Origin of the sequence: Proteus sp. NMG38-2 (genome assembly GCF_020640995.1) — a bacterium.
Taxonomy (GTDB): domain Bacteria; phylum Pseudomonadota; class Gammaproteobacteria; order Enterobacterales; family Enterobacteriaceae; genus Proteus.
This window is the reverse complement of record NZ_CP085481.1, coordinates 1263426-1280017: the sequence shown is the minus strand read 5'-3', so window position 1 is coordinate 1280017 and position 16592 is coordinate 1263426. Positions and strand designations below refer to the sequence as shown.

The following is a 16592-nucleotide window of genomic DNA, read 5'->3' as shown; positions in this document are numbered from 1 at the left end:
TTGGGCATTTAATCTGTTAATGATTGGTTTCATCATGTTCAATAATACGGAAATTCTCACAGATAAATAAATAAGCAAGAACCCCCATCGCAACAAGACCAATAGTGATGGTTAATTCTGGTAATGATGGCCAATAGGATACGCCTGTTGATGTAACCATGCCTGTCACCACAACGTTATAACGATTTAAAATAACGCCAGAAGCCACTAAAGCACCAAATGTAGCAACCCAACCACGACGTTTTATTAATGGAGAAAAACAGATAATTAGTGGGACAATAACGCCAAAACCGACTTCAATCCAAAAGAATAAAGATTCAAAACTACCTTCAAAAAGGTAACTCACTTTACCTTCAGCAATAATACTGCCGAATTTTAGAGCCAAATAAACAAGCATTGCATAACCTGAAATTCGAATTAATCCACTTAATACAGACATGGGTACTTTATGATTAAATGCTCTACCTGCTAATGCAGTTTCAACAGCTATCATTGCAGGACCAACAAAGAATGACGATATTAAAAATTGAAAGAAGATAATTGGCGACCACCACAATGGATGTAATTTATCTACCATTAATAAATAAAGCGCACCGAGTGATGATTGGTGCATTGATGGAATAGCAATACCGATTACTAATAATACAGGTAATATTTTTCGGAAAAACTTATGATATTTACGCCCAATCCGTTCAGTGGCAACTTCGCCAAATTCAATTAATTGCACACTGGTATAAACGGAAACGCAAATAAAAACTTCAAAAAGTACTGAACTATGTCCTTGAGAAACTAGTGGCCGCCAAAAATTCCACCATTGCCCAATATCAAGGAAAAGGCCTACCATCACCAATAAATAGCCAATTAATGAGGTTAATGCAGCACTACGCGCAATACTTGAAAATTGTTCTTGTTTAAAAACATAAACAATTAATGCAGTACCATACCCCCCACCAGCTAGCGCTACACCACACATCACGTCAAACGAGATCCAAAGGCCCCAAGGCCACTCATCGTTAAGATTGGTTACTAATCCCAATCCAGTGACTAAACGAAATAAAATAAGTCCAACTGCAATCAAGCTAATGACAACAAGTACCCAGCGTACAGGTGTCATAGGAAAACGCCACTTACCAAAGCTGGTCGTATTATCGATAACACTCATTCTGATCTCCTTGTTTCATCATCCTTACTATTTTTCTTCGATTCTTGATGCAATTGCTCATCGTGACTGACCCTATCTTTTCGGTGATTAAACATTGCAATACCACCAAGGATCACCGCCCAAGTTGCCCCCGCAATTGGCGTATATTTCATAAAATCAGAAGTATAAGAAGAGAGTGGTTTTTCAGTTAAGCCTGTTTTAAATCCAAGTTCATTAAAAGGCACATCAGAGATGTAGAGCCATTCCGTTCCTCCGACTTCTTTTTCACCATAAATATGTTGAACATAGTTAGAGTTATTCGTAATGGTTTCTTTCGCTTTTTCTAATAAGGTTTGCCTATCACCAAAAACTAAAGCCTGTGTTGGGCATACTGCAACACAAGCCGGAGATTGCCCTTCTTCTACACGCGAAGAACACATCATGCATTTAGTGACATAAGGAAGTGATTTTTCCCATTCATATTTAGGAATATCAAATGGACATGCCACCATACAATAACGGCATCCTACACAGAGATCGGGATAATAAACCACGGGCCCCGCGGGTGTTTTTTGGAATGCTTTTGCAAAACACGCTGAAGCACAAGCAGGATCAATACAGTGAAAACATTGCTCTTTAACGTAACGCCAAACCGCTTTATCTTCTTTTTCAACAGTAACCGTTTTTATAACCGTCCAGTTTTCATCTGCTAATTTTGCATTTTCGCCACTGGTAGGTTGCCTTTCTTCTATCCATTTATTTTCGTTGTACATTTTACATGCAACTGTACAACTACCACAGCCGATACACTTAGTAAGATCGACTAATACACCTTTAGACATAATGTGTTTCCTCAATCTTTAAGCTTTCTTTTTGTTAAAATGAATACTGCGATCTTGATAATGCGTATGAAGCAATTGATGAGCACGTTCACCACAAGGCTCGCCTAAAAATTGTTTATAAATGCTTTGAATTTCACTATTTTCATAACTTAAGCGAATGGTGGCGCGTTCATCTTTGCTATACAGCGCTTTCATGCGTAATGCTCGAATTTCATCAGAAGGTGGTAATGCAGAACGAGGTTGACCGCCACCAGCAATACATCCTCCTGGGCATCCCATAAACTCGACGAAATGCCACGCTTTTTCCCCTTTTTGAATGGCTTCTAAAACGGGACGAGCATTTCCCATACCAGAACAGACTGCGACACGAATTTCACCGACACTTGGTATATTTAAAGTAGCTTCTTTAATACCTTCTAATCCGCGTACAGGTTGTAAATTAAATAAAGGTTCTGGTGGTCTTTCGCCTGTAATAAAGTAATAACTGGTTCTCACTGCGGCTTCCATAACACCGCCAGTGACACCAAAAATAGCGCCAGCACCGCTATATTCAGACATCAAACGGTCATAATTTGCGGGCTGAAGCGAGGTTAAATCGATATTGTGACTTTTGATTAATCTTGCGAGCTCTCTTGTTGTTAGAACGATATCAACATCTCGAAGATCGGGCTTTTCCCATAACACACTTGCACCATTCATTTCGGGACGAGCCGCTTCTGATTTTTTAGCAGTACACGGCATAATGGCAACAGAAACAATTTTACTAGGATCGATATCTTGCTCTTTGGCGTAATATGTTTTTATCATCGAACCAAGCATTGTCATTGGTGACTTTGCAGAAGAGAGATTAGGAATTAATTCTGGATAAAACATTTCACAAAATTTCACCCAACCTGGTGAACAAGAAGTGAATTGAGGCAATACACCATTATTTTTAATTCTTTGCAGTAATTCTGTGGCTTCTTCCATAATGGTTAAATCAGCAGAAAAGTTAGTATCAAAAACTTTATCAAAACCTAACTTTCTAAGTGCCGCTACTTGAAGTAACTCAATGTCCTCACCAGGCTGCATTCCAAACTCTTCACCTAATGCAACTCTTGTAGCTGGCGCGGTTTGTACAACAACATGCAAAGTCGGATCTAACAACGCTCTAATAACTTTATCTGTGTCGTCAACTTCTGTTATTGCCCCCGTTGGGCACCAAAGAGTACATTGACCACAATCGATACAAGGAACACTATCAATTAACGGTAAATCATAGTTTCCCATTACGGTTTGTACTTTTTCACACACTTCAACGCATTGGCCGCATAAAATACATTTTTTGTCATCACGGCAAATGGCGACATTGTTAGGATCAATAGGAATACGGCCCCTTACTTGGACGGGGAAAGTACCTTTAGCATTATATTGCTCAGGAACCCAACCTGTACCACCAGAAATATTGCCATCACATCCCGCTGTGACAGCGGTTACCCCAGCGGCAAGACTTACCTTTCCAGCAAATGAAAAGAAAGAACGTCGAGATAATAATTTCTCGTCACTTTCTTCTTTTGTAGGAAGAAGAGATTTCATTTTTCACAATGCTCCTGCTTTAATATATGAATAAAATTACCTATTAAAGGTAACAATATATAAAGAGTTTAATTTTATTTTTGTTAAAAATATTTGTATTATTTAATTAATAAAAAACCAATACTTAAAATAAGTATCGAGTTAATATCAAATGAATTTTTATGTAAAAAACACCCTATCAGCAATCATCGTTTCATTTAAGAAAATCAGGAGAGATTTTTTTAATTCAATAAGTGATAGGGTGTTTATGAGAGATATTGTACTGAAAGGGGATTTAAAAAAAACAGCTTTCAACCTTATTAATTAAATATAATTAATTTTATTGATACATATCAAAATAAAAATGAAAGCACAAAAACACCCCTATAAAAACAGATAGAAAAAACCAACAAATAAAAATAAAAAATAATTAAAAATCAACAAATTAAACATGGTGTTATTTTTTATAAATTTATTGAGCGTTTATCTAAACTAAATAAAAAAGGTTCATTTCATAATATTTAATAAAAAATATATATAATTAAAAAAATATCACATGAATAATATCTAAATAAAGTATACACTTTTTCTAAATAAATAAAAATAAGCATTTTATTATATGAATATTTATTTTGTTATAATTATATTAATTTATGTGAATTAATTATTATATTTTAAACATAGTGTATTTTTATTTTTTAAATATTAATAAGATTCATAAAAAATACAAGTTAATAATATTAGATACATTAACACCTAAAAAAACAAGGAAATGATTAAGTAATTTTAACTATAAAGTGAGATGTGTTTTTTAATAAAAAAATACAACCTCACTTTTATTAAAAATAAAAAGTTATAGTAAATAGCCTCTATTTATTGATAACGTGTTAATAACCAGATAAAAACAAGTTATGGATGCATAAATCACTAATAAAAATGAGAGTTCTATAAAGTAATAAAAAATTATTTCTCTTTAGGCATCTCAGGTTGATAAATAGGGAAAACAGGTAATGCTGTTAATAAACGCGAACCATAATTTTTTGTTAGCAAGCGTCTGTCATAAATGATAATTTCACCGTGGCAATGATGGCTACGGATAAGACGCCCAACTTGCTGAATTAAATTAAACGATGCACTTGGCAAGCTCTGCACTTCAAAAGGATAACGTTTCAGCGATTTAAGCCATTCCCCCTCTGTCACAATCACCGGATCAGTCACGGGTGGAAAAGCAATTTTATGAATATGCACCTGCGTTAAATAATCGCCTTTTAAGTCAAGTCCTTCGGCAAATGATTGCAAACCTATCAATACACTATTATCACCTGCATCAATGCGCTTACAATGTGTTTCTACCAATCTATAACGAGGCTGATCCCCTTGTACCAATAAGCATAAACGTAAGTCTTTCACTTCTTCTAAAAAGCCTTCCATTGCCCGTTGGCTACTAAATAGAACCAATTGTCCTCGATGGTTATTCTCTTCCATGCTTTGACGAAAATAACGCGCCATCTCTTTTAAATGTTCGCGCTCATGGCTCATGGTCGGTTCATAGCGCATTTTAGGAATAACTAATCTACCTTGATCTTTATGTTCAAAAGGTGAAGATAACGTAATAAAGCGATCATCAAAATGCTCACTTAATCCTGTTAGCTCTTGAATGCGAGAATAGCTATTTAATGAGCGTAACGTTGCAGATGTGATAACCACATGTGGGATATTTTTCCATAACAATTGTGTCAGCTGTTCGCTGACTCGAATACCTGCGCAATGAAAATAAAGATGAGACTGCTTTTTATCGTAACGGCGAGTGAGCCATTTCGATACAGGCGCTTTTGAGGTTTGCTCTAATGTGGCTAAGCGCCACAATTTTGCCATATTCTCTAAATAACCGACCATTCTACTGGTCGTTAAAATGGCACTATGTAAACGCACAACATCTTCTTTTGCTGTACGCTCTGTTAAATCATTTAACATGGCTTCACCCAGCATTTTTAAACCATCCGTTAGCTTAAATAATGTCTGGCAACTTAACAGAAGTTGTTCAGGTAATTCGCCTAATGGAAAGAGATATTCATCTTGTTCACTACGTTCTGGTAATAACGCACGCGTAAATGTATCAACCTCTTGATAAGCCTCACGTAACTTAGCAATATGAGCATCAAAACGAATAGGGTCAGCCAATTTAGGTGGTCTTACAGGAATAAATTGCGCTAAATATTGACTAACATGACGAGTAATATTATCCAGCTGATTATTAAGGGTAGCTAAGGTTATTTCCCCTTCAACTTCAAGCGCATCTCGCGCAACATCAGGAATATGATGACCTTCATCCAATACTAATAGCAGATTTTTTGCATCAGGTAATACTGATTCACTTTCCATTGCTGCCATCACTAAAGCGTGATTGGTAATAACCACATCTACTTCATCAATTTCACGGCGTGCAATAAAAAAAGGGCAGCGATGATAATATTGGCAATTACGTCCTAAACAGTTCATTTTATCGGTGCTAATTTTGCGCCATAAGCTGTCTGTTAATGCCCGTTTATGGTGATCACGCAAACCATCCCAACCGAAACTGGTAAAATCATTTTTTAGCTCTTGGCAAATTTCTCTTTCTGCACTAGTCGCCAGATCCACTTTATCCTCAAGCAAAAACATTAAGTCGATTTGTTCACCTTCTGTTGCACAAATCGCGTCTAAATTACGTGGACATAAATAGCGCCCACGGCCAAAAGCCCCCGTGAACGTGAGATCTGGGATGATTTTTTTAAGTAATGGGAGATCTTTGCTAAAAATCTGATCTTGCAGTGCCACATTGGCCGTACTGATAATCAGCGGTTTTTTTTCATCGCGGCTAATAGCAATACCTGGAATAAGATAAGAAAGTGTTTTACCTACCCCAGTTGGAGCTTCAATCACTAAATGTCGTCCCATTTCATCAGAAAAAGTCTTAGCCACTTCAGCTATCATTTCACGCTGTGGCGCACGCGGAATAAACCCTTCAATATGCTCTGGTAGGGCTTTATACCACTGACTTATTTGATTTTTGACTGGTTGAGAAAGAGACATAACTACTCTGTGACTGATTTTAAGAAGGGCGCTATTGTCTCATAACACTGTATAAAAATCAGTAGTTACCTTCATTTGCTCTCTTCTTTCATCAAAGAATGGATAACGCCTCGAAATTATTGAGCTTTGTTATAGATTATTAATCCAACTCTTCATAGTATGAGTATTGATTACGTAACTTCTAAAAATAGCCTTATAAAAAATAGTATTTTTTGTTTGATTAAATACAACAACACCAGTTAAGAGACACCATAATGACCTCTACAAAGCGCCCTATTTTTAACTTAGAACTTGATTTACTCCGAACCTTTGTTGCTGTTGTCGATGGGAATACCTTTGCCGCAGCCGCTGAATCGGTTTGCCGCACTCAATCTGCAGTAAGCCAGCAAATGCAACGCCTTGAATCGTTGATAGGCAAAGATCTGTTTGCTCGCCAAGGTCGAAATAAAACACTGACAGAAGCGGGTACACAACTGCTGAATTATGCTCGCCGTATTTTGCGCCTAAATGACGAAGCTTGTCTTTCATTGATGCATGAAGAAATTGATGGGATCTTAAAAATTGGCTCCCCCGATGATACGGCAAACACAATTTTACCGGAACTACTTGCGCGTTTTTCAGGGGCGTATCCCCGTCTTATTATGGAAATCATTGTTAAACGTAGTCCGTTTTTAATGTCGATGTTAGAAAATAACGAGCTTGATTTAGCCATTTCTACCGAAGAACATGTGGGTTATCCCAAAATTGTACTGCGTGTTTCCCCTTCCTTATGGTATTGCGGAAAACACTTCCGATTTGATCTTGATGAACCTTTGCCATTAGTCGTATTAGATGAACCCAGTACATACCGCGATATGATGATAAATCACCTTGATCAACAAGGTATTCGTTGGCGAATCGCTTATATTGCTACAACGCTTTCAGGTGCAAGAGCCGCCGTACGTGCGGGATTAGGTATTATGGCGCGTTCAATTGAGCTTTCAGGTGACGACTTGCGTATTTTAGGCGAAAAAGAAGGCTTACCTCCTTTACCAGCAATTAGTTATAACCTGTATCTCAATGCCAATAGCCCAGGAAAAGCAGCACAAATACTGTTTGATTCATTAAAAAATGAACAAAATGAAGTGATTAATCATGCTGATATTACACTTCAACAAGAATAGAGATTTTAAAGCCCTTAAACAGTGTTAATAACCAAAGCAATAAAATATTAAAACCATAAACCAGGACACCGATTATGACTCAATTCCATGGTATTTTTCCTTACCTTGTTTCCCCTGTTAATCAAACTAAAGGCACCATTCTTGAATCTTCATTACGTCGTTTGATCGAACATTTGATCTCGTGTGGCGTTCATGGTTTAAGCCCGTTAGGTAGCACAGGTGAATACGCTTATCTCTCTCAAGCCCAACGTAATGAAATTGTGCGTATCACGGTTGATCAAACTGCGGGGCGAGTGCCTGTTATTGCAGGTGTTGCTGGATTTTCAACCGCAGATGCTTGTCATCAAGCTGAACAATACGCCCAATTAGGTGTAGATGGCATGGTGCTGATTTCACAAAAAATGTACCCGTTAAGTGAAACCGCACAAGCAGGTTATTTCCAAACTATCGCTGAAGCATTTCCTGAAAAATCCATGACTATTTATACCAATCCTGGACTTTTGGGTGATGTTCTTCCTATCTCTTTATTCAATGAACTTAGCTATATCTCGAATATTGAATATATTAAAGATGCATCAAGCAATACAGGTCGCTTACTCACCATGATCAATACATTTGGTGAACGCGTTAAAATCTTCAGTGCTTCTGCACATATTCCATTGTTAGTATTAAAACTTGGTGGTGTAGGTTGGATGGCAGGCCCTGCTTGCGTATTACCAAAACAGTGTGTCGAACTTTATGAATTAGCCACCAAAGGTGATTTTGATACAGCATTAGCAAAACAAAAAGAGATGTGGCAAATCAACGAAGCCTTTACTAAATATTCGTTAGCATCATGTATTAAAGCCTCTTTAAATATTCAAGGTTTTGATGTGGGCTCACCTATTTTACCGCAAGAGCCTCTAAATGAAGCTGCAATGAACGATCTACGCCAAATTATTGCTCACCTTGATTAATAAGCTATTCTTATTTAGAAATAACAAAGACTAGATTTTTCTCTATTCTGGTCTTTGTTATCTGTTTAATTAAAGTTTCTCATCCTTAAATGCAGACCAACACTGTACGACATTGAATAAGAATGAAATAATAGCCACCATTGTTGCAAAATCGTGTTTACTCTATCACCATAACGAGGAGAGAATGTATGCCCATTTCCGTCAGTGAAATAATGGAAATCTTACCTCATCGTTATCCATTCTTATTAATTGATGGTGTTATTTCTGAACCAGCTGAACTTGCTAGTGGTAAATTAATCGCAATTAAAAATATCACCACCAATGACACAGTTGTTTTTGGCGAATTTTACCCTCCCTTACTGCTCCTTGAAAGCATGGCTCAAGCTGCTGGAGTTCTTGCACATTACTATCTTTCTCCCATGGAAGAAGGTCAGCAATGTTATTTTGCCAGTATAAAAAATGCACGTTTTTATGATGCAGTAAAAGCAGGCGATCAACTACTTATTGAAATCGAATTTCGTCGTCAGCGCCGTACTATTGTTAGTTTTTCTGGTGTTGTTCGTATTGGTGAGAAGATTGTTTGTACATCTGAATTTATGTGTGCAAGGCAATAAAAAAGGATTGGTAGCTCAAACCAATCCTTCATATCATCATCTTATTGACATTATGTTTAACTTAATGGGCCGCTTCTTCAATACGCAATAATTGTGTTATCTCAGAAAGAGTGTGCTTTTCAAAATTCAATACTTTTTCAACGAGTTGAGCCGATTGTTTATCCTCTATTACTAGTGAGGCATTATCGTAAAATTTGCTGATAACATCTTTGTCAGTCATTGGATTTTGTGGGTTACCATATTGAATATCTAACCTCTCAGTGATCATCTCACCATTCTTTAATGCCACGAAAATTAATCCTGGAAAATACGTAGGGAATGGAATCTCGCCTTTTTCGGGATAGCGATAACTCACTTTTTTCGCTAACCTTTGAATATCTTCACGTTGTAAATTTTCTAAAGATAACGATGATAATGTTAACGCATTGTCTAAAAATCCGACTGCAAATAGCCACGACAAACTAAATTTTGCCCCATAAGCTGTTTTAGGCGCCCATTTTGTTTCAAGTGGCTCGCAAATTAAAGCGGCTGCGACAGGATCAACCACGCACTCCACGCTTTCAATATCATCAGCCGTGATCCCTTTTTTCAGCAAATTACGGCCACAATCAATAGTGGCATGAGCAAAATGACACACAGGATAAGGCTTAATAGAAACATTTAAAAATTCCCATTTTTCACCTAATCCTAAGGCTACTTGTTCGGGTTGTGCTTGCTCTCGAATACCATGGGTTTGATAAAGGCTATAGCGACCTTCAAATATCGTTTCAGGGCCCGTCATTCCACCTTTTGCCAATGATGCAGCAATAATACCTGATTGCGCAGCCCATCCCGCATGAAAGCATTTAGAAGAGGAACTGTTAGCAAGGTATTCCGCCACACCTCCTGCTTGGCTTCCTGTTAATCCTAATGCATTCACAGTTTGTTCAGGTGTTAATTTTAATAGTGAGGCTGCACAAGCTGTTGCCCCAAAAATACCAGCAATCGCGGTGGCATGAAAACCACGCTGATGAAATCCACTATGGCTAGCCAGTCCTACTCTTGCTGCAACTTCCCAACCAATCACCCACGCCGTTAAAATATCTTGTGATGATGCGCCGATAGACTCACCTAATGCAAAAGCAATCGGCGTTAATACCGCGCTGCCATGTGCAATAGAATCGGTATGCGTATCATCAAAATCTAATGCATGTGATGCAATACCATTTGTCAATGCAGCAACTGTTGTACTTGTTGTGAGTGAACTGCCCCAAATTGGAATAGTGCCTTGGCTATCAGGTAAAAAAGTAATGCCCTGACGACTTTGGATCGCACTTTGTTGCGCACTACCCGCAAGTGCAACGCCTAATGTATCTAATAAATGAATTTTAGCGCGCTCTACAACTTGAGCAGGTAAATCAGAAAATGTGGTTGTGGTAATAAATTGGGCTAATTGCTGACTCAATGTCATAAACACCTCGAAATAGATAAGAAAAAGCCAGCATTTCACCGGCTTTTAGATAATAAGAAGGTTAGATGTAATTAAGTCACTTAGTCATTTAGCCAGCCAGAGGCTTTAGTTTGAGCAACAACACGATCAACTTGGGCTGGTGCATTTCCTACATAAGTTGTTGGATCTAAAAGTGCATCAAGCTCTTCTTGAGTAATGTGATCACGAATACGGGTATCACGATTAATTGCTTCAACAAAAGTTATACCTTCTTCTTGCCCTGACATTGATGCTTCATACACAATTTCATGTGCAGTTTGTTTACCTGCTTTATCAGATAGTGCAAACATCACACGCTCTGCCAACATAAAGCCACCCAAAATATCCATATTTTCGCGCATTTTTTCTACATGCACATTTAATCCACCTAATACTGTTTTCATATTATCGAAGATAACAGACAGCATCAGGCACATTTCTGGCATGATTTTCCATTCCATTTTCCAAATTGCGCCATCACGCTCATGTTGATGTTTCATCATATCCGTTAATACAGACAGATTGGCTTTTAGGGTATTACTTACACAAGCCGCATTTTCCACAATGGCAGGATTACGTTTATGTGGCATAGTCGAAGAGCCTACCTGTCCTTTACTAAACGGCTCAGATAATTCATCAATTTCGTTATGCGCTAATAGTAGGATTTCATTGGCAATTTTACCTAGCGTACCGCTAATTAAGCCGATTAACATGCCATATTCACTGAATCTATCACGCGCAGGTTGCCATGAAATTTCAGGTACACCTAAACCTAAGCGTTGTAATACACGGGCTTCTAATTCATCAGCTTTATCGCTTAAAGAGGCTTTTGTCCCCACAGCACCGACCACACTACCCACAAATAAGCGAGGCTCGATCTCTTTAAGACGTTGATAATGACGTGCTAATTCTGTTAACCAAATTGCAGTTTTATGACCAAATGTAATTGGCAGAGCTTGTAATGCTAATGTACGCCCAACCATTGGTGTGTTGCGATGTTGTTCACTTAATGAAAGCAATGCACGACCTAATACTTTGATATCACGTAAAAAAGTATGATGAGCATCTTTTAGTTGTAATACAAGGCCAGTATCAATTACATCTTGTGTAGTTGGACCAAAATGAACATATTCCCCATAATGTTCTGGACAAGCATGTTCTAAACCACGGATTGTTGGCACTAATGGATGGCGAGTAAGACGCACTTGTTCTAATACATAATCCATATCGAGCTTTTCAAGTTTCGCGGTGTCTGCAATAACTTTTGCTGCCTCTTTCGGGATCAAACCTAATTCAGCTTGTTCAATAGCTAATGCCGCTTCATAATCAAGCCAATTTTGCATTCTTGTTTTATCAGAAAAAATAGTTCTCATCTCTTCTGTTGACCATAAATTCTTTAATAAAACTGAATCAAAAACGCTGGTTCCCATAATTATTTCCCCTGTTAAAAAAATAATAAAAAAATCGTTTTTTTAATCAAACGACTTGTTAGATTGTTATTTTATTTATGCAATATAATCTCAAAAAAAACACTTTGATAATTTTAATCTAATTTCAAATATTTCTTATCAATTAAAAAATAACACTAATTCAATGCGTTATAAATAACTCTTTATTTATTAGTTATAACTTTTGAATCTTAAATAACATTTAAGATTTAATTAGAATAATTAATGCTAAAAAGTTAGAGGAAGATCATCATTTTTAGAAAATAGCTATTTTAAAAATAAATAAGTTTGTTATAAATAATAGAAACAAAATAAGCGCGAACAGTAATTAATCATTTTATTTAATTACCGGGGAACTCTATTTCTATATTCGGAGATATTAATAATGAAACAAAATAAACAAACAAAATTGATACACAGCGGACGTCAAGAAATTAAAACTTCTGGCCCCATTAATCCACCAGTTATGAGAGCCAGCACTATTGTTTTTGACTCAATAAAAAGCTGGCGTGATGTGCGTGATCGTCGTGCAACAGAACGTGTATTGAGTTATGGCGCTCGTGGCACCGAAACCGCTTTTGCATTAGAAGCATTAGTAACTGAATTAGAAGGCGGCCATCGTGCACAGTTATTCCCTACTGGATTGGCAGCTATCGCTGTAACCATCATGGGATATGCGCGCAGTGGTGGACATGTTTTATTTGCAGATTCTGTTTATGAACCTGTGCGTAAAATCGCATCGGCTTTCCTTGAACCCAATAACATTGCTTATAGCTTCTTTAAAACAGATGGTTCAGATTTTGAGCAAAAAATTCAACAAAATACACAGCTTATTTTTGTAGAATCACCAGGATCACTTCTTTATGAAATGCTCGATTTACCTGAGATCTGCCGTATTGCTCATGAAAGGAATATTCCTGTCGGTGTTGATAATACATGGGGCTCTGCGTGGCTTTATAACCCGCTAGAATTAGGCGCTGATGTCTCTGTTATTGCAGCAACTAAATATTTGTGCGGTCACTCTGATGTGATGATGGGCATTATGGTTGCGAATGAAAAAGCATGGGAAAAAATTGGTGCATTACCTGAAGCATTAGGCCAAGCCAGTAGCCCTGATGATGCAGCACTCGTACTTCGCGGAATGAGAACATTAGGTCAACGTATTGCTGCTCATGGTAAATCAGCTTTGACTATCGCACAGTGGCTAGAAACTCGTCCTGAAGTTGAAAAAGTATGGTTCCCTGAATTACCTAATCACCCTCGTCATGATTTATGGAAACGTGACTGCAAAGGCAGCAATGGTCTATTAACCATTGAATTTAAACAAGAGTTTACCGCAAAACAATCAGAGCAATTTATTGATGCACTTGAACTATTTGGTATTGGTGCATCTTGGGGCGGATTTGAAAGCCTTGCATTACCCGCCAATGTCGTTGGCGCAAGAACAGCATCTAATTGGCGTGAAGGTCATGGTCCTTTTGTCCGTTTACATGTTGGCCTTGAAGCAACGGATGATCTTATTGCAGATATTACACAAGCTTTTTCAGCATTAAACCAATAACAAAAAATATTGCATCATTACCGGGGAATTCTCTATGACAGGTTTAATCATTGCCGCGCTGGTAACTGCGTTGGTGGTTTATTTACTGGCGCGAGGTTATAAACCTCAACCAGTATTATTACTCGGGGGCTTGTTGTTATTGCTCCTAACTGCTTCTCTCGACCTTAATCCGTTATTACCTGAAAATAAGACAACTCAATTTAAGTATTTTGATGTCTTTCAAATTTTCACGGATATTATGAGTTCTCGTCTTGCTGGCCTTGGTTTAACGTTAATGGCTATTGCGGGTTTCTCTCGTTATATGGAACACGTAGGCGCAAGCCGTGCTTTATTTGCGATTTTTGAAAAACCATTAAAAGCCATAAAATCACCTTACTTATTATTAGTGATTTCATTTCTAGTCACCCAAATCTTGGTTATTTTTATTCCTAGCCATGCTGGTTTAGGTATGCTGTTAATGGTCACTATGTATCCGATATTAATTCGTTCTGGTATTAGTCCACTTTCCGCTTTAGCCGTTATTGGGTGTTGCCAGTTTATCGACCATGGTCCTGGCTCTGGTAATGTGATTATGGCTGCAAAAACAGCGGATATTGAACCTGCCGTCTATTTTGTTCAGCACCAGTTACCCGTTACTATTCCTATTATTATTGCGGTTGCTATCACTCACTTTTTTATTCAACGCTGGTGGGATAAACGTGAAGGATTTGTTTTTGACCCAACAACCATTGATGTTGTAAAAGAAGAAGGTAATAAAATTCCACTGTCTTATGCTCTATTACCAGTGATCCCTTTAATTCTGATTATCGGTTTCAGTCCTTTGCTACACCCTTATATTAAATTAGAAGTTACCACGGCAATGATTATTAGTACCGTAATTGCACTTCTTTTCGAATATGTTCGCTTACGTGATGCAAAAGCAGTGATGAATAGCTTTATGCTGTTCTTTGAAGGGATGGGTAAGCAATTTGTCTTAGTGGTCTCATTAATTGTGTCTGGTGAGTTCTTTGCTAATGGTTTACTTAAAAGTGGTGCCGTCGATACGCTAATTAGTTCTGCTCAAGATGCAGGTTTCGGCATTGCCGCAATGATCATTGTAATGAGTGCCATTCTTGCATTAGCGGCCTTTTTAATGGGATCTGGTAATGCAGCATTCTTTTCATTTGCAGCTTTAACACCAAAAATTGCCGCTTTCTTAAAAGTAGATGTCATTACCTTAATTTTACCAATGCAAATAATGACTAGCTTTGGTCGTACTGTTTCACCAATTACCGCCGCCATTGTTGCCATTGCAGGTATTGCAAATGTCTCACCATTCCAAATAGTTAAACGTACTGCCATTCCTATGGCTGTCGCAGCTATTGTGAACTTAGCAATGACATTCTGGTTTTTATATTCCTAATTAAGTTGTGTTACCCCTTGCCCTTAAACTCATTTACTCCTGAGTTTAAGGGGTTTTTTCTTATCATTGACTGTAACCTTTGATTGAAATAATTAACGCCAACACCAACTTTACTCAGGCTATTTATAAAAAATAAATAGCCTGTTTATTTATCTATTCATCTCTTTTTTAACCACTATCATTTGTCGATTAAACTGACTTAGCACTTGTTTCAACTTCATATCTAGATATACTTTTGCGCAACATTCATCTGCAAATGAACATTATGAAAAAAATAATTATTGTTATAATCGCACTACTTGCCTTCGGTTCTATCGGTGGTGTTTTCCTTGCGGGCTTAAATATCTATACACGCTCCACAACCCCCATAGAAACAGAACAAACTCAACCTGAAACATCACCTGCACAGCAATTTCCAGCTATCCCAGACAGCTCACCTTCTGCTAAATAAATGAGGTCGCACCGTGGAATACGATTACTTTGTTACACCCAAATGGCTATTTGAACATCAACATAATACTGATGTTGTGATCCTTGATGTCAGCGCACCTATGCCAACTCAACAGATTGACTATCAAGCACTTTACCTTGAACGTCATATTCCACATGCTTATTTTTTTAATCTCGATGAAATCGCAGATAAAACGACAACATTGCCACATATGTTGCCATCTGATGCGCTCTTTTCAGAAACGCTAACGCAATTAGGTATCTCTAATACCACAACTGTTATTCTTTACGATCAAGGCAACTTATTTTCCGCACCTAGAGGTTGGTGGACATTAACAACTCTAGGTTGTCATAATGTGCGCATTCTTGCTGGCGGTCTGCAAGCATGGGTTGATGCTGGATTTGCTATAGAACAAGGTGATGCTATCAAGACACCAGCACAATCTCCATTTGTAGTTGAACGTCACGCCCAGCGTTATGCCAATAAACAACAACTTCTTGATAATCTAGCGACAACGCAAAAACAGATGGTTGATGCACGTTCTGCAGATCGCTTTTATGGTAGAGCACCAGAACCCCGCCCAGGTTTGCGCAGTGGACATATCCCCGGCAGTAAAAATGTGCCTTGGAATGAATTAGTTATAGATGGGCAATTAAAAGATAAAACTGAATTAAAGCAAATATTTGAACAGGCCGGTGTTGATTTATCACAACCCATTATTGTTACCTGTGGCTCAGGTATGACTGCAGCAATTTTATTTTTAGCATTAACCGTATTAGGTTGCCAATCCATCGCACTTTATGACGGCTCTTGGGCCCAATGGGGTGCTGAAAGTGCCCTTCCCTGTGAATGCTGATTTGATCAATCCTCGCTTTAAAAAGTAAACCCGCATTACGCGGGTTTATTATCAATATCTATTT

13 protein-coding genes are annotated in these 16592 nt (G+C 37.8%); 7 read left to right on the top strand and 6 right to left on the bottom strand.

The window, feature by feature from the left end:
• Nucleotides 1–16: 16 nt before the first annotated feature.
• The 4 genes from nrfD to dinG form a co-directional block, all read right to left on the bottom strand.
• Nucleotides 17–1162 (bottom strand): NrfD/PsrC family molybdoenzyme membrane anchor subunit, encoded by a 1146-nt coding sequence (gene nrfD / locus LG402_RS06025; RefSeq protein ID WP_109409707.1) that lies wholly within the window; start codon nt 1160–1162, stop codon nt 17–19.
• Complete coding sequence (locus LG402_RS06020) at nt 1159–1983, bottom strand: 4Fe-4S dicluster domain-containing protein (protein ID WP_109409706.1); 825 nt, start codon at nt 1981–1983, stop codon at nt 1159–1161. The genes nrfD and LG402_RS06020 overlap by 4 nt, the downstream gene beginning before the upstream one ends.
• An 18-nt stretch (nt 1984–2001) precedes the next feature.
• Entirely contained in the window at nt 2002–3558 is a 1557-nt protein-coding gene (locus LG402_RS06015) for a [FeFe] hydrogenase, group A (protein ID WP_227336602.1), read from the bottom strand.
• Nucleotides 3559–4500: 942 nt separating this feature from the next.
• Nucleotides 4501–6609 carry an ATP-dependent DNA helicase DinG gene (gene dinG, locus LG402_RS06010; protein ID WP_227336601.1) on the bottom strand — a complete coding sequence of 703 codons (2109 nt, stop codon included), beginning with the start codon at nt 6607–6609 and terminating at the stop codon, nt 4501–4503.
• A 254-nt stretch (nt 6610–6863) separates the two neighbouring features.
• Between dinG and LG402_RS06005 the strand changes: the two genes are divergently transcribed.
• The 3 genes from LG402_RS06005 to fabZ all read left to right on the top strand — a co-directional run bounded on the left by LG402_RS06005 (nt 6864) and on the right by fabZ (nt 9342).
• A complete protein-coding gene (locus LG402_RS06005; RefSeq protein ID WP_166541079.1) occupies nt 6864–7772 on the top strand; it encodes a LysR family transcriptional regulator in 909 nt (302 codons plus the stop codon).
• Nucleotides 7773–7846: 74 nt separating this feature from the next.
• A complete protein-coding gene (locus LG402_RS06000; protein ID WP_166541078.1) occupies nt 7847–8728 on the top strand; it encodes a dihydrodipicolinate synthase family protein in 882 nt (293 codons plus the stop codon).
• Nucleotides 8729–8916: 188 nt separating this feature from the next.
• Nucleotides 8917–9342, top strand: coding sequence for a 3-hydroxyacyl-ACP dehydratase FabZ (gene fabZ, locus LG402_RS05995; protein ID WP_166541077.1), 426 nt, complete (start codon nt 8917–8919; stop codon nt 9340–9342).
• Nucleotides 9343–9403: 61 nt separating this feature from the next.
• Here fabZ and LG402_RS05990 read toward each other — a convergent pair whose 3' ends face one another.
• Together LG402_RS05990 and purB are read right to left on the bottom strand one after the other, a co-directional pair.
• The gene (locus tag LG402_RS05990; RefSeq protein WP_227336600.1) at nt 9404–10792 is read right to left on the bottom strand and encodes an MmgE/PrpD family protein; all 1389 of its coding nucleotides are present in this window, start codon (nt 10790–10792) and stop codon (nt 9404–9406) included.
• Between the two features lie 80 nt (nt 10793–10872).
• The gene (gene purB, locus LG402_RS05985; protein WP_166541075.1) at nt 10873–12240 is read right to left on the bottom strand and encodes an adenylosuccinate lyase; all 1368 of its coding nucleotides are present in this window, start codon (nt 12238–12240) and stop codon (nt 10873–10875) included.
• A gap of 403 nt (nt 12241–12643) precedes the next feature.
• Between purB and metC the strand changes: the two genes are divergently transcribed.
• The 4 genes from metC to sseA all read left to right on the top strand — a co-directional run bounded on the left by metC (nt 12644) and on the right by sseA (nt 16528).
• The gene (gene metC, locus LG402_RS05980; protein WP_166541074.1) at nt 12644–13819 is read left to right on the top strand and encodes a cystathionine beta-lyase; all 1176 of its coding nucleotides are present in this window, start codon (nt 12644–12646) and stop codon (nt 13817–13819) included.
• 34 nt (nt 13820–13853) lie between these two features.
• Complete coding sequence (gene dcuC, locus LG402_RS05975) at nt 13854–15221, top strand: C4-dicarboxylate transporter DcuC (RefSeq protein WP_072070545.1); 1368 nt, start codon at nt 13854–13856, stop codon at nt 15219–15221.
• A 265-nt stretch (nt 15222–15486) separates the two neighbouring features.
• Nucleotides 15487–15672, top strand: coding sequence for a hypothetical protein (locus tag LG402_RS05970; RefSeq protein ID WP_109409697.1), 186 nt, complete (start codon nt 15487–15489; stop codon nt 15670–15672).
• Between the two features lie 13 nt (nt 15673–15685).
• Entirely contained in the window at nt 15686–16528 is an 843-nt protein-coding gene (sseA, locus tag LG402_RS05965; RefSeq protein WP_227336599.1) for a 3-mercaptopyruvate sulfurtransferase, read from the top strand.
• The last annotated feature ends 64 nt before the right edge of the window (nt 16529–16592 follow it).

Excerpts from the sequence above, each read along its gene's own strand:
- nrfD (WP_109409707.1), bottom strand. The coding sequence starts at position 1,162 with ATGAGTGTTATCGATAATACGACCAGCTTTGGTAAGTGGCGTTTTCCT.
- LG402_RS06020 (WP_109409706.1), bottom strand. The coding sequence starts at position 1,983 with ATGTCTAAAGGTGTATTAGTCGATCTTACTAAGTGTATCGGCTGTGGT.
- LG402_RS06015 (WP_227336602.1), bottom strand. The coding sequence starts at position 3,558 with ATGAAATCTCTTCTTCCTACAAAAGAAGAAAGTGACGAGAAATTATTA.
- dinG (WP_227336601.1), bottom strand. The coding sequence starts at position 6,609 with ATGTCTCTTTCTCAACCAGTCAAAAATCAAATAAGTCAGTGGTATAAA.
- LG402_RS06005 (WP_166541079.1), top strand. The coding sequence starts at position 6,864 with ATGACCTCTACAAAGCGCCCTATTTTTAACTTAGAACTTGATTTACTC.
- LG402_RS06000 (WP_166541078.1), top strand. The coding sequence starts at position 7,847 with ATGACTCAATTCCATGGTATTTTTCCTTACCTTGTTTCCCCTGTTAAT.
- fabZ (WP_166541077.1), top strand. The coding sequence starts at position 8,917 with ATGCCCATTTCCGTCAGTGAAATAATGGAAATCTTACCTCATCGTTAT.
- LG402_RS05990 (WP_227336600.1), bottom strand. The coding sequence starts at position 10,792 with ATGACATTGAGTCAGCAATTAGCCCAATTTATTACCACAACCACATTT.
- purB (WP_166541075.1), bottom strand. The coding sequence starts at position 12,240 with ATGGGAACCAGCGTTTTTGATTCAGTTTTATTAAAGAATTTATGGTCA.
- metC (WP_166541074.1), top strand. The coding sequence starts at position 12,644 with ATGAAACAAAATAAACAAACAAAATTGATACACAGCGGACGTCAAGAA.
- dcuC (WP_072070545.1), top strand. The coding sequence starts at position 13,854 with ATGACAGGTTTAATCATTGCCGCGCTGGTAACTGCGTTGGTGGTTTAT.
- LG402_RS05970 (WP_109409697.1), top strand. The coding sequence starts at position 15,487 with ATGAAAAAAATAATTATTGTTATAATCGCACTACTTGCCTTCGGTTCT.